Source organism: Psychrobacter glacincola (assembly GCF_904846075.1).
Taxonomy (GTDB): Bacteria; Pseudomonadota; Gammaproteobacteria; order Pseudomonadales; family Moraxellaceae; genus Psychrobacter; species Psychrobacter glacincola_C.
Genome location: NZ_CAJGZH010000001.1, coordinates 1,059,418 through 1,073,651 on the forward strand (window position 1 = coordinate 1,059,418; position 14,234 = coordinate 1,073,651).

At 43.4% G+C, this 14,234-nt stretch carries 12 protein-coding genes and 1 tRNA gene; 9 read left to right on the forward strand and 4 right to left on the reverse strand.

The annotated features are described in order from the left end of the window. Positions 1–142 precede the first annotated feature (142 nt). From rarD (JMW85_RS04585) to JMW85_RS04605, 5 genes are all read left to right on the forward strand, one after another. A complete protein-coding gene (gene rarD / locus JMW85_RS04585; protein ID WP_201581083.1) occupies positions 143–1,213 on the forward strand; it encodes an EamA family transporter RarD in 1,071 nt (356 codons plus the stop codon). A gap of 241 nt (positions 1,214–1,454) precedes the next feature. Next, the gene (gene rarD, locus JMW85_RS04590) at positions 1,455–2,525 is read left to right on the forward strand and encodes an EamA family transporter RarD (protein ID WP_201581084.1); all 1,071 of its coding nucleotides are present in this window, start codon (positions 1,455–1,457) and stop codon (positions 2,523–2,525) included. 215 nt (positions 2,526–2,740) lie between these two features. Next, positions 2,741–3,409 carry a glutathione S-transferase gene (locus JMW85_RS04595; protein ID WP_045444962.1) on the forward strand — a complete coding sequence of 223 codons (669 nt, stop codon included), beginning with the start codon at positions 2,741–2,743 and terminating at the stop codon, positions 3,407–3,409. A 93-nt stretch (positions 3,410–3,502) separates the two neighbouring features. Then, positions 3,503–3,772 carry a hypothetical protein gene (locus tag JMW85_RS04600; protein WP_060490674.1) on the forward strand — a complete coding sequence of 90 codons (270 nt, stop codon included), beginning with the start codon at positions 3,503–3,505 and terminating at the stop codon, positions 3,770–3,772. Positions 3,773–3,804: 32 nt separating this feature from the next. Next, a complete protein-coding gene (locus JMW85_RS04605) occupies positions 3,805–4,932 on the forward strand; it encodes a ribonuclease Z (protein ID WP_201581085.1) in 1,128 nt (375 codons plus the stop codon). Between the two features lie 38 nt (positions 4,933–4,970). Here the strand turns inward: JMW85_RS04605 and JMW85_RS04610 are convergent, their stop codons facing one another. Then, entirely contained in the window at positions 4,971–5,933 is a 963-nt protein-coding gene (locus tag JMW85_RS04610) for an ATP-binding protein (protein ID WP_201581086.1), read from the reverse strand. Positions 5,934–6,001: 68 nt separating this feature from the next. Here JMW85_RS04610 and JMW85_RS04615 point away from each other — a divergent pair, with 68 nt between their 5' ends. Next, positions 6,002–7,033, forward strand: coding sequence for a protein kinase domain-containing protein (locus JMW85_RS04615; protein ID WP_201581087.1), 1,032 nt, complete (start codon positions 6,002–6,004; stop codon positions 7,031–7,033). A gap of 124 nt (positions 7,034–7,157) precedes the next feature. On the opposite strand, the gene JMW85_RS04620 is transcribed toward JMW85_RS04615, so the two are convergent. The 3 genes from JMW85_RS04620 to JMW85_RS04630 all read right to left on the reverse strand — a co-directional run bounded on the left by JMW85_RS04620 (position 7,158) and on the right by JMW85_RS04630 (position 10,786). Continuing rightward, positions 7,158–7,242 (reverse strand) — tRNA-Leu (locus tag JMW85_RS04620). Between the two features lie 215 nt (positions 7,243–7,457). Further along, complete coding sequence (locus JMW85_RS04625; protein ID WP_198329794.1) at positions 7,458–9,269, reverse strand: sigma 54-interacting transcriptional regulator; 1,812 nt, start codon at positions 9,267–9,269, stop codon at positions 7,458–7,460. Positions 9,270–9,352: 83 nt separating this feature from the next. Then, positions 9,353–10,786 carry a two-component system sensor histidine kinase NtrB gene (locus tag JMW85_RS04630; protein ID WP_201581088.1) on the reverse strand — a complete coding sequence of 478 codons (1,434 nt, stop codon included), beginning with the start codon at positions 10,784–10,786 and terminating at the stop codon, positions 9,353–9,355. Between the two features lie 135 nt (positions 10,787–10,921). Here JMW85_RS04630 and rimO point away from each other — a divergent pair, with 135 nt between their 5' ends. From rimO to frr, 3 genes are all read left to right on the forward strand, one after another. Further along, positions 10,922–12,526 carry a 30S ribosomal protein S12 methylthiotransferase RimO gene (gene rimO / locus JMW85_RS04635; RefSeq protein ID WP_201581089.1) on the forward strand — a complete coding sequence of 535 codons (1,605 nt, stop codon included), beginning with the start codon at positions 10,922–10,924 and terminating at the stop codon, positions 12,524–12,526. 228 nt (positions 12,527–12,754) lie between these two features. Further along, positions 12,755–13,480 carry a UMP kinase gene (gene pyrH / locus JMW85_RS04640; protein ID WP_045444979.1) on the forward strand — a complete coding sequence of 242 codons (726 nt, stop codon included), beginning with the start codon at positions 12,755–12,757 and terminating at the stop codon, positions 13,478–13,480. A 180-nt stretch (positions 13,481–13,660) separates the two neighbouring features. Then, entirely contained in the window at positions 13,661–14,215 is a 555-nt protein-coding gene (gene frr / locus JMW85_RS04645) for a ribosome recycling factor (protein WP_045451790.1), read from the forward strand. Positions 14,216–14,234 lie beyond the last annotated feature (19 nt).

Below are 14,234 nucleotides of genomic sequence, written 5' to 3' on the forward strand. Positions count from 1 at the left end.
TCTATAAAAGCCTCTGACGTTATCGTCGGAGGCTTTTATTTTTTTCTGTATGTTATCTATTGTTAGAGTCTGCCTTTAAGTTTCTGCTGCTCTAATTTTTTATAAATAATGCCCATAAAGTTCTATTTTTAAGGCTGTTGTTATGCTTTCGACCAATCAAACTTTTCAAGGAACCCTTGCTTCGATATCATCGAGCTTTTTATTTTCGATGATGTTTGTGTTTGGGCTATTTATGCTGCCTTTGACAGGTACGCAGGTAGCCTCATGGCGCGTGCTCATGATGCTGCTAAGTTTGCTATTGTTGGTCAGTTTTACCAAGCAATGGCAACACATTTTTGATTATTTGAAAACCTTAAAAACTCCGAAAGAGTGGCTGATATTTATTTTGCCCACACCGATTTTGGGTGGTCAAATTTGGCTATTTATGTGGGCACCAGTCAATGGCTTTGGTCTGGATGTTACCTTGGGCTATTTTTTATTACCGCTGGTGATGATTGTACTTGGTCGATTTTTTTATCACGAGCATATGAGTGCGTTGCAGTGGGTGGCCGCGCTATGTGCAGCCTTAGGTATTGGCTATGATATCTTTCAATATGGCTCAGTATCTTGGGTAACGTTGTTTGTGTGCTTGGGCTATCCACCCTATTATCTGCTGCGGCGTAAACTGGCTGTGCCGCCTATCACAGGGCTGTTGTCTGATTTGGCTTTGTTAACGCCAGTGGTGCTCATTATGTTGTATTTTAGCGGCGGCTTTAGTACGGCAGCACAGGACATCAAGTTCTGGTATTTATTACCACTGCTAGGAGCTTTTAGTGCGCTGGCGATGTCCTTAACCATGATTGCCAGTAGCAAATTACCCGTGTCATTGTTTGGGGCGTTAAGCTATGTCGAGCCTATGCTGCTGTTTGTTTTATCGATCACTGTTCTAAGTCAAAGCCTCGATGAAGGCGGCTCTTTATTCATGTATGGTATGGTAAGTTTGGCGTTACTGGTGATGATTGCTGATAGTATAAAAGCTTATCTTAAGCGCCGCCGTGACAATCATTTGCATGGCTATCGAGAGCCACAAGTGGGCGGGTTTCCGCCGCGTCGTCGTTTCATAGATCAGCGTATTGATGGGGTTTTAACCGCGCATCGTTTTCGCAAGATTCGGCGCTATCAAAAAAAGATGGATAGAATACAGCAAAAAATCGAGCAGCTGAGTGCAAAGTAAGATGCTGAATGGGTAGGTGAACGCTTTAGTGAAGCAGGTGTATTGCTTATCTATTCTGACTTTGACATAATACTGACCATAAGATAAACACGATATATTCCAAGTATTTATCTCAATCTTATATGATTATGTTGTAGATAACAGAGTTTATAGATCAAAAAGCCTTCGACGTCCGCGTCGGAGGCTTTTGTTTTTTTCTAAAATTGCCAAGGACGTGCGCTCATTTTTCAAGGTTGTCGTTATGCTTACCACGAATCAAACGTCGCAAGGTACCATCGCCGCAGTGGCAGCAAATTTTTTATATTCATTGCTATTCTTATTTGGTCTATTGATGCAGCCGTTGTCAGGGACGCAAGTCGCTTCTTGGCGCGTACTGATGATGCTATTGAGTCTGGTGCTGCTGATTAGTGTGCTTAAGCAGTGGCAGCATATTTTTGATTATCTAAAAACTCTGAAGACGCCTAAAGAATGGTTTTTATTTATCATACCCACACCAATATTGGGCGCGCAAATCTGGATATTTATGTGGGCACCTGTCAATGATTTGGGGCTTGAGGTGACATTGGGTTACTTTTTATATCCAATGATTATGATTATGGTTGGTCGGTTTTTTTATAACGAAGACATGAGCTTGTTACAATGGATTGCCACTATTTGTGCAGGCGCAGGTATTGCTTATGATGTCTTTCAGTACGGTAGTATTTCTTGGGCAACTTTATTTGTTTGCTTGGGTTATCCGCCTTATTATCTACTGCGTCGTAAATTGGCAGTGCCGCCGATTACAGGGCTTATCTCTGACCTTGTTTTATTGACGCCGGTGGTGTTGATTGCTTTATATCTCAATGGCGGGTTTGCGCTCGCGATATCTACCGATAAGTTTTGGTATCTGTTGCCACTATTAGGCATTATCAGTACGGCTGCGATGTCATTGACCATGGTTGCCAGTCAAAAGCTGCCCGTCTCATTATTTGGCACCTTATGCTACCTTGAGCCGATATTTTTATTTATATTTTCCATCACGATTTTGCATCAAAGTATCGATGAGGGCGGCTCTTTATTTATGTACGGCATGATTTTTGTCGCGTTGTTGATGATGATTGTGGATAGTGCGCTTGGTTACTTGGCACGTAAGCGTGATGACCGTTTGCATGGTTATAATGAGCCACAAGTGGGTAGCTTCCCGCCACGTCACCGTCTGAAAAACCGCCGTATTAAAGGTGTTTTAACCGCGCATCGTTTCCGTAAAATTAGAAAGTATCAGCAAAAAATACATAAGATGACACGCAAAATTGAAGAGCTGCATTCAAAGTAGCGTCTGCCAGCAAGTCGATATAGACTTGACTTAGCGGGCAGTGTTTTTCGTCATTACTCTACACAGTTTCTGTGTTAAAGAGGCATTAATTACGCTATTATCGATAGCATTGCTGCCACGCTTAACAACGTTTACTAATGGAATGCGTGGCACCAACTATACATATTACGACTTATTCACGCGATAACTTATTCACATTATAACTAGGATGGTTTATGTTACACCTTCATCATTTAGCAAATTCGCGATCATTTCGTATTATTTGGCTGTTAGAAGAGCTTGGCGTCGATTATCAATTGACTTGCTATGAGCGCAATAAAGCATACCGTGCGCCTGACAGTTTAAAAAAAATACATCCGCTCGGTCATGCACCCATGTTAGAAGTAAATGACCGTGTGCTCATCGAATCAGGGTTTATAATCGAATACTTGTTGAAGCATTATGATAGCGAGAAACAGTTCAAGCCTGCGGATGATAATGAAGCGGCGTGGGAGGCTTACACGTTTTGGTTGCATTTCGCTGAAGCATCAGTGATGCCGCCATTGGTCATGCGTTTGGTATTTACCAAAGTGGTTGAGCAGTCGCCCATGCTCATCAAGCCTGTGAGCAAAAGCATTCGCAATCAAGTCGAAAAAAATATGATAAGCAAAAGTCTGGATGCTATATTGGCGATGATGGAGCAGCATTTGCAAGACAATCATTGGTTTGCAGGGGCTGAATTTAGTGCCGCTGATATCCAAATGCATCTTGCGGTTGTGGGTGCCAATGCTGGTACAGGATTAGATAGCAGTAAATATGCCAATATCTTAATTTGGCTAAAACGCTGTGAGGAGCGTGATGCCTTTAAGCGTGCAGAAGAAAAGGGTGGTCGTTTGCAGTTCTAAAAGCGGCGCATTTAATCGTTCATAAATAACTAATTTGATATTAAAATGAAGGGTTTTGTTTATTCATAGACAAAACCTTTTTTAGGATAAGAAATGACAGACTTAAATAAATCGCATAACAAGCATACTGATGTTGATACTGGCATTGCTGCTAAGCCCGCGCTTGATACTACTGCTGACAATGTGAACCATCAGCAGGTATCCATTAAAGCATGGTCACAAAAATTGCTCGTGGTTATATTGTGTGTGGCCAGCTTTTATGGCGGCTGGAAGTCTTATGAGTCCAATATGGTCAGTGAATGTACGGCCAATGGTGGGCAGATGGTTGCAGCGCAAAAAACCATGATGTGCCAATTGTCATAGCAGATAAGTATCATGTGTAAGAGAGGTAATCTATGTTGAAGCTGACTTTTTTGGGTACCTCTGCCGGTGTGCCAACCAAGCAGCGTAATGTGACCGCACTGGCGATTGAATGCTTGAATCCTTATTTGTCTGGGTCACAGCAAGGCAGTCGTCAACAGAATGCCAATCAAAATAAAAAATCGCGTCCATGGCTACTGATAGATTGCGGTGAAGGCACGCAGCAGCAGCTATTGCATACCAAGCTTTCTTTGCATCAACTAGTTGCTATCTGTATTACCCATGTGCATGGCGATCATTGTTATGGTCTGCCAGGACTGTTGGCGAGTGCCGCGATGTCAGGACGCCATGAGCCATTGACCCTTATTGCTCCAAAAGCCATCGCGACATTGCTCGAAGCCATTACCTTAACCACGGAATTGTATTTACCCTTTGCTCTTAATTTTATAGCGATTGAAGAGGTACTGTCTGAGCAAAGTGATACAAACAAGGTAAATATTCGCTTAAGCGACCAACATCAGCTTGATATCGATATCACGGCGCTGTCACATCGGGTTGCTTCTCATGCATTTGGTATCACGCAGACTATCCATCATCGCATGCTTGATACGGACAAACTGCTGGCGCAAGGTATTCCTGCAAGCGCGCTATGGGGTAAATTGCAACAAGGTCACGATGTCATCACTGGAGATGGTCAGCAGTTATGTGCAGTAGATTATGTCAATGATGAACTATCACGAACGCGAGTAGTGGTGGCTGGTGATAACGATACGCCAGCGTGTCTCACTGCGGCGTTGGTTGATACGGATTTATTGGTGCATGAAGCGACGTATACGCATGAGGTATTGACTAAGATTCAAGGCAAAAACCTAGAGTTTGATCCAATGCATAGTAGTGCGCAATGGGTGGCGGGTTTTGTAGAAAATAGTGGCGTAAATAATCTAATTTTGACTCACTTTAGCGCGCGTTATCAGGGTTTTGATAATCCAAGCAGCAGCACGCCCAACATGGCGCATATTCGCTTGGATGCCGAAAGTGTTTACAAAGGTAATCTATGGTTAGCCGCAGATTTTGACCAATATATGGTCGATGGTGCCGTTGATTTAGCAGATATTAACGAAAATAACCGCGTACAATATTTGGGTTCTGCACGCGGTCGTTAAGCACTGAGCGTCATCATAAAAATAACTTTTAATGAAGCTTACGATGGACTGTCTTCAGCTGCTAATCGTGTCTGTCCTATCCAGTAGCGGCTAAACTGATACGCCACTCGTCCTGAACGTCCACCGCGCTCTGATGCCCAACGTAGCGCTGCTGCTCTGATGTTATCAGGTAGCATCTTATTTTTTTCTTCATTATTAGTTTCTTTAACGTCATTCGCATTATCTAGATGGCGGTTTGGCGAAAGTGATAAATAATGGCGCACGATGTGCAAATAAGTATTTTGATCCATTGGATGAAAGGACAACCAAAGCCCAAAGCGATCAGACAGCGATACCGTCTCATCAATGGTTTCATAAGGATTGACCTCATCGGTTTGACCATTATAAATATTGACATTGTCTTTCATTAGCTGAGGCAATAGATGACGGCGATTACTGGTCGCATAAACCAATAACTTGTCTTGCTCTGAGTCTAGCGAGCCGTCCAATACGCTTTTTAACGTCCGATAACTCTCGTCTTGACCATTAAATGCCAAGTCATCACAGTACACCATATAGTGACAACTACACTCGGTCGGCAGTGCATTAATGGCGGCGCGTATCTTATCAAGCACTCGCAGGTCATCACGGGCAATTTCAATAATGCGCAGTCCTTCGCTATGATAGGCTTGTAGCAATGCCCGGATCAGCGATGATTTGCCAGCACCACGTGTCCCTGTCATCAAGACATGATTGGCAGGATAGCCCTTTAGAAATTGCCGTGTGTTTTGTACCAGTTTTGCCTTTTGCGTATCGATACCATGCAAATCATCTAAACTTAAAAATAAGTTCACTGCCAATGGCTCCAAATGTCCATTATGACCACCGACCCAGCGATAGGCCAACTGTGCAGGATCAATCTCGATAGTGGGCGTGACTTTCTCTTGTAAATACTGTCCGAGTAAATCCAATAAATGGTCGGGTAGGGCGTAATTCGTAACAGGCTTAGTGGATTGGGGCATAATACTCAGTCGCTCATAAAATTAAAATGACGTGTGGCATACTAGCTATATAGAGGTATCACTTTACCATGAAAAATAGTGCCAGTAATTCCTCTAATGCAAAAGCGTGTGCAAAACAAGCATTACAAATGCAAGCGCAGCAAATGTTGCCAACATTGACTGCGTTATTCTCAAGCTTGAATTATAGCGAGATTTCGCATCAGCGCATCAGCCAGCAAAGTAACTATAATGAGAATGACTTTCAAGGCTTGGCGCGTGCCCAGCATCCACAATTTGGTCGAGTGATGATTAAATGGCAGTTAACGGCTGCTAGCAATCAAAATTTGGCGGGCTTAACCCATGAAATCGGTGTTCTAAAATCTATCAATAATTTATCAGCCAATCAAAAGAGATTTCAAGACAGTCTTTTTGCTATTGCTCCGCCAATGCTCGCTTATGAAACTCTAAGGGTAAAGGTATTAGATCAGTTTTCGCAGCTGACGATACTTACCATGCCATATTATCTCAGTGGTAGCTTAGCAACTCAGCTTAATATTCGAAATTACTCTTTATTAACCACTCAAAAAAAGCATCATTTTATTGTGCAATCTGCGCACCTTATCGCCACTCTACATAGCGCTGGCTGGCTACACAATGATATTAAGCCTAGCAATATTTTGCTAGATGATTTTTTACCAAATCATGCGGATGATAGCTGTATCAAGGCTGATTTATTGTTAACCGATTTTGCTTTAGCAGAATGTCTTAACGCCCCAATTTTGGCAAGTCCTGCTGGTACACCTGCGTATCTTGCCCCTGAACGCTGGCAAAGTCAGAGTAAGAGTAAGAGTCAGAGTGCAACAGTGCAAAGTGATATCTATGCGTTTGGCATCATGATGGTTGAAATACTAACAGGCAAGCGACCGTTTCAGATAAGTGCTAACAGTAATGACAAATTAAAAGCATGGGCGATTCAGCATTGCCAACAGCCTATTCCAACCTTACCGTTAGAATATAGTCACTATCAAGGTATCATTAATAAAGCATTGGCAAAGCGGGTGGAAAGAAGGTATCAGAATATGAAGCAGATACTTTTAGATTTAGAAAGTATTGACAGGTAATGGCTCTACGCAAATAAATCGGAAAATATAAATCCACCACACTCTAAATACAAAAAGAACAGACACAAAAAAACCTGCTAAAAAGCAGGCTTTGATATTTGGTCTAAGATGTACTATCCGAAAATGGTGGGGCTGGAGAGACTCGAACTCTCACACCTTGCGGCGCCAGAACCTAAATCTGGTGCGTCTACCAATTCCGCCACAGCCCCATTTTCCGTTACTCTATCATTATTAGCGTTTAAACTCAAACACAATATAGACAGTTAACTGATTCGGTAGTGCGTCTCAGTGGTTGGCTATTATATAGAGTTTGAAACGTTTGGCAACCCCTATTTGCAATTATTTTTAAATATTTATCATTTATTTTCACTTTGTTTTATAAGTAATTGATATTAATAGCATTCATATTTATGAATTTGCGCCCTTAATAACGATTGTTTTGTCCTTCTACTGAAGAAATATCTAATTGCTGTAATTTACGTGTCAGGGTATTGCGCCCCCAACCGAGTAAATTGGCAGCAGCGATCTTTTTGCCACCACTATGGTTGAGCGCTGCCGTCAATAAAACGCGTTCAAACTCAGGGGTTGCCGTCTGCAAGATATCGGTTTCTCCTGTTTGTAGAGATTGCTCAGCCCAAGCAGCCAATGCTTGTTGCCAACTTGAACTGTGGGAATGAGGGCGTATTTGGTCATTGTGAGTCATAGCTTGTGTAGGCTGACTTTGCTCTTGATATTCTTCTAAATCAGACGAGATATTTTCAAGTAGCTCTGGTGGCAAATCATCCACCATCACGGTGTCGCCTGTGGCCATTACAGTCAACCAAAGGCAGACATTCTCAAGTTGGCGGACATTGCCACGCCACTCAAAAGCCTGCATGATGTGTAGCGCTGTCGGATGTAACTGTTTCTCTGCACTATTCATCTGTTCAGCAGCGCGCTGCATAAAGTAATGGGCTAATGCTGGAATGTCTTCAGGTCGTGTCCGTAATGGCGGCAACGGCAAGCGAATTACATTGAGGCGATAAAACAGATCTTCACGGAATTTGCCTTGTTTGACCAGTTCTTCTAAGTTTTGATGAGTAGCGGCAATGATGCGTACATTCACTTTGACCGGCTGCTGTCCACCGACGCGAAAAAACTCACCATTGGCCAGTACTCGTAGCAGCCGAGTTTGGGTGCTATAAGGCATATCACCAATTTCATCTAGAAATAATGTCCCACCATCCGCTTGCTCAAAACGCCCTTGTCGCGTCGTCGTCGCACCAGTAAACGCCCCTTTTTCGTGACCGAATAATTCAGATTCAATTAAATCATGTGGAATGGCGGCCATATTGAGGGCAATAAAAGGTTGCTGGTGACGCGGTGAATGCTGGTGCAATGCACTGGCGACCAACTCTTTACCCGTACCTGATTCACCAGTAATCAAGACGGTAATGGGTGAGTGCGCTAAGCGCCCAATGGCACGAAACACCGTCTGCATCGCTTGTGATTGCCCAATGATGCCGCTCGGATTGTCATTAGCGCTGATGGCAGGTTTAACTTTAATTTTAGGGCTGGATGTTTTATTGGTTTGGCTGATCAGAGTAGCCTTGCTAGCAAGCTTGGATCTGGTATCAGGTTTTACCTTGATATTTGGTAAAGTATCTGATGAATTTTTGGTAATGGTCTTCGGAGCAGAGTTTGCTGCCGCCGCTGCCAGCATATCGGGCTGATAATTAATGGCTTTATAAATCGTGACGACTGCATCATCTAAGTCAAAAGGTTTTGGCAGATATTCAAAAGCACCTGTTTGATAGCTATTAATAGCAGAGGTGAGGTCGGAATGCGCCGTCATAATGACAATGGGCAGCTTAGGGAAATGCTCATGTACCCAATCACTAAAAGACAAACCATCCATCATGGGCATACGAATATCGGTCAATATCACATCGGGCAACTGAGCGACTGATTCCTGATGTTGCAAAATATCGTTGAGGCGTGTCCACGCCGCTTGCGCTTGGGTAAAGCTGATAACCGTCAATCCGGCATCTTCAAAAGTATCTGCCAATACCAAACGCAGGGCTGCATCGTCATCGATGAGCCATAACGTTGCAGGGTTAGCATCAGGCGCATTATTGACCGTTACTTTTGTAGTTTGATTATCAGACTCTCGGTTACTAGATTCTTGATTGTCTGATGTTTGGGCAGAGCCTTGATTGTCGCTGTTAGATGTGGCGTTGTCATTATATGCAGTCATTTATCAGGCCTAATAAGCAAGTAATTCAGGGTGATTGTTTCATAAGTTAGGTCATGGTTTCTAAGCCTTGGGTGCTGGCTGTTTTAAGCATGGTGCGATGGCTGATTGAAAGGCAAGTACAGCGTAAAACTGGTGTGTTGATGGTTATGATTATTTTTGACACTGTCGTTAAGGCTTTTTGATAGCTGGGAGCTTACGTCAATCATACCATGGTGATGACTGATGATATCTTGCACGATAGACAATCCTAGCCCCGTCCCTGCGGCACGGCTGGTCACCATTGGGAAAAATATCTGTCCGATCAATGCAGGATCAATGCCTGAACCGTTATCGGCAATATTGATTTGTAGCACTTGCTTGTGCTGTTGCCCAGCAATGGTATGTTGAAAGGCAATGCGGGTTTGAATGTGCAGTGTTGGCTTATAACTGGTGCTGTCGTTATTACTCGTTTGTGAAGTGACAGGTTGTTGCACCTTAGGCTCGGACAACTCTCTTTGCTGCAGCGTTTGCTCAAACTCAGTCATCGATTCACAGGCATTATTAATCAGATTTAAAAACACTTGTATCAGCTGATCTTTATCAGCGCATAACTCAGGCAATGACAAGTCATAATCGCGCTGTAGCGTCACTTGCGGATATTGATTGACGACCAAAGATAAAACATGCTCCAGTGGCTCATGGATATTTAGCGTTTGCCAATTTGGTAATTGATTGGAGCCAAGGAATTTCCCAATAAGATGGGTTAGACGGTCCGTTTCTGAGATGATGATATCAGTATAATTGCGCAGTTTTTCAGCCGTTTTTTGCAGATGGCTATTCGGGTTTACCATAGGGTTTGTACCAATAATAGCAGGAGGAGCACTATTAAGAGGCGAGGTGTCACTGAATTTGATGAATTGCCGCTGTAATAATTGCGCCGCCCCGCGAATACCGGCAAGCGGATTTTTGATTTCATGAGCGACCGAGCGCAGCATATGACGGGCAACATTATATTGTTGCTGCTGGCGTTGTTCCTCTGATATGCGACTTTGGCGATCCTTACCCCACATCTCAATAATAAAATAAGGTTGCTGCTCATAAATGACAGGGGTCACGCTATAATCAACTGAGAATGATAAATTACCATTTAGCGGTGTGCTGATAAGGTGATCATGATCGATAAAGGGTTGTTGATACTGCTTTGCTTGCTGAAATCGTTCTTTCAAAGAGCACGGTTGTTCATGGATATCTTCACCACTACTTTTATCGACAGTTACATGGTTGTCATGGTTATCACTGTCATGATTGCTATCGGCTGATTTCAATGCTTTGGATGCTTTGGATGCTTCTGATGTAAGCAGGGTCAATATAGACTGACCCAGTAAGCGCCCACTACTAATAGCGAGTAGTTGTTCGGCTTGGGCATTTAGCCAAGTGATCGATAAGTCATCATTGATCCATAAAATAGCGGTGAACAAATGCTGTGACATAAATGCTAAGTCAGGTGTCGGTTTTACGGTTGTCAAAAGGGTTGTCATGGCTATTGCCTAGAATAAAAGAAGATGCGATATAATATTTAACCATAAATCAACACTATAGAGCGGCAAAACTGGCGATTTTTGCAAAAAAAACGTACAATGCGCACAGCCAATTTATCTCTAGCAAGGTCAGCCATGCCCAACACTTCTACCGAGTCGGTTAATACGACTGTTACTACCTCACCGTCAACTTCTACGCCAACAGATTCTATGTTAAAAGACACTGCCACCGTTTTTAATCCTGCCAAACCAAATATAGAACAAGACAATCAGGCAGATGTCAGTCAAGCAAATACTAACCAACCTTACCATCATAAAGCCAATCACAATCAAAACCGTAGTGTAGCCCAAAGTAGTGATGTAACGACTGCCAATGCGACTGCTACGATGCCAGTTAGTGCAGCGCCAAAGATTGGATTTGTGTCGCTTGGTTGCCCAAAAGCCTTGGTTGATAGTGAGCGCATTATCACTGAGCTTAGCCGTGATGGTTATCAAGTGGCGAGCGATTATGAAGGTGCTGATTTAGTGGTCGTGAATACTTGCGGTTTTATTGAGTCAGCAGTACAAGAGTCGCTTGATGCCATCGGCGAAGCGATTAGCAAAAACGGTAAAGTCATCGTCACAGGTTGCTTGGGTAAAGAAGCAGACAAAATCCGTGAAATGCACCCAGCTGTGCTAGCTGTGACGGGCGCGCATGCTTATGATGAGGTCATTAAAGCCGTTGCGTTGCATGTGCCCAAGCCTGACCGCAGTCAGGACGCTAGTTATGATCCAAAGATAGATTTGATTAATGAAGCGGGTATCAAATTGACGCCAAGCCATTATGCTTATCTAAAAATATCAGAAGGTTGCAACCATCGTTGTACTTTCTGTATCATTCCAAGCTTACGTGGAGACTTGGTTTCACGTCCGATTGATAGCGTGATGAATGAAGCGCTTGCACTGAAAAATGCTGGCGTGAAAGAATTGCTTATTATTTCGCAAGATACCTCTGCTTATGGACTGGATTTGAAATATAAGACCAGTTTTTGGAATGGTATGCCGCTGAAGTCTAAGTTTTATGACTTGTGCCAAGCCTTAAATGACTTAGGCATTTGGGTGCGCTTGCATTATGTCTATCCATATCCGCATGTCGATAAAGTGGTTGAGCTAATGGGCGAGAAAAAGCTACTGCCTTATCTCGACATTCCGTTTCAACATGCCAGCCATCGCATCCTAAAAGCGATGAAACGCCCAGCGCATAGCGAAAACACCTTGGCGCGTATCCATGCATGGCGTGAGATTTGCCCTGATATCGTCATTCGTTCAACCTTCGTTGTTGGCTTCCCTGGCGAGACAGAAGAAGATTTCCAATGTTTGCTTGATTGGTTAGTAGAAGCTCGACTTGATCGTGTTGGCGCGTTTACCTATTCAGAAGTCGAAGGCGCAGTGGCTAATGACCTGCCAAATCATGTGCCAGAAGAGATTAAGCAAGAGCGCTATGAGCGTTTGATGACGCTGCAACAAGACATCTCAGCGCAAAAGCTACAAGAGAAAGTCGGTAAAACCTTGATGGTATTGGTCGACGAAATTGATAGTGAAGAGGGTGTTGCGATTTGTCGTAGCTATGCCGATGCACCAGAGATTGACGGTCACGTCTACGTTGATGAGATTACTGCTCAAGTTAAAGTCGGACAATTCCTAACGGTTACGATTGACGACGCTAGCGAATATGATTTGTTTGCCAGTTACAAAGGCTAAGCAGTCACTGTAGCTGATTAGTCACTACAATATACGAGTGAAAATTGCCCAATCGCGAGCAGTTTTTGCTACAATTAGCGCAATTTAGCCTTTTTACACGTTTGTCATCAGTTGCGGTATTTCTTATATAGTACCTCGGTGATGACACTTCGAGTAAATTCGAAGGCAAACTCTATTTGTGTTTTACCGCTCATTTTAATTATAATTTAATGCCAACAAGGTGACCTCATGTCTGACAAAAACCCGCGTTACTCTCGTATCTTGCTGAAACTCTCTGGCGAAGCCTTAGCTGGTGGCAAAGAGATGGGAATTGATAGCGAAGTGCTCGATAAGATGAGCTTGTCTATCGCCCATTTGCGTGGTCTTGGTGTTCAAGTCGGTATCGTGGTCGGCGGCGGTAACTTATATCGCGGCGCGCAGTTGCAACAAGAAGGCTTAGTCGGCCGTGTGACTGGTGATCAAATGGGTATGTTAGCAACCGTTATGAACGGTCTGGCGATGCGTGATGCGCTTGAGCGCCGCAATATTAAAACTCGCTTGATGTCAGCCTTGCCAATCGGTGAAGTGACCGAAAGCTATAGCAGTCGCAATGCCATTCGCTATCTCAAAAATGGCGAAGTATGTATCTTTGTTGCTGGTACGGGCAATCCTTTCTTTACCACTGATACGGCAGCTTGCTTACGTGGTATTGAGATCGAAGCGGGCTTAATTCTAAAAGCCACCAAAGTTGATGGCGTTTATGACAAAGACCCAAGCTTACATGACGATGCAGTTAAATATGATGGTTTAACTTTTGATGAAGTATTAGAACAAAAACTTGGCGTGATGGATTTAACTGCCATTGCCTTATGCCGTGAGCACAACGTGCCGCTACAAGTGTTTGATATGACCAAGCCTAATGCGTTATTAAATGTCATTATGGGCGAAAATGAAGGCACACGCGTTTATCACTGACTTGCCTGAATACTTTAAACGCTCTGAACGCTCTGAACGCTCTAAATATTAATACGAGAATACCAGTCATTAAAATTAGACCAGTTGTTAATAACTACCAGCGCTAATAATTAGTAGTGAACAACCATATATTTACTAACAAATGAATGATTTATCGATAGCGATAAATAAGGATATCTAATGATCAAAGAGATTAAGCAAGACGGCGAAGCGCGTATGCAAAAAACACTGGAAGCGCTTGAGAGCACTTTTAGCAAAGTCCGTACAGGGCGCGCACATCCGGGTATGTTGTCAGGCGTGATGGTTAGCTACTACGGGTCGCCTACACCTTTGAATCAAGTGGCGAGTGTCAACGTTGAAGACTCACGTACGCTCATGGTTCAGCCGTTTGACCGTACCATGGTACAAGCAATCGACAAGGCCATTCGCGAAGCAGATTTGGGTCTCAACCCAGTGACCGCCGATGTGATTCGTGTGCCAATGCCTGCATTGACAGAAGAAACACGCCGCGACATGCAAAAGCTTGCGCGTGGAGAAGCAGAAAGTAGCCGTGTTTCTATCCGTAATATTCGCCGTGACATGATGAATGACATCAAAGAATTGGCCAAAGAAAAAGAGATCTCAGAAGACGACGAGCGCCGTGCCAGTGATGACATTCAAAAAATCACTGACAAGTATATCGAAACCATCGATAAACGTTTGAGCAAAAAAGAAACTGACTTGATGGACGTGTAAAGCACTGGTTTTTCGATCA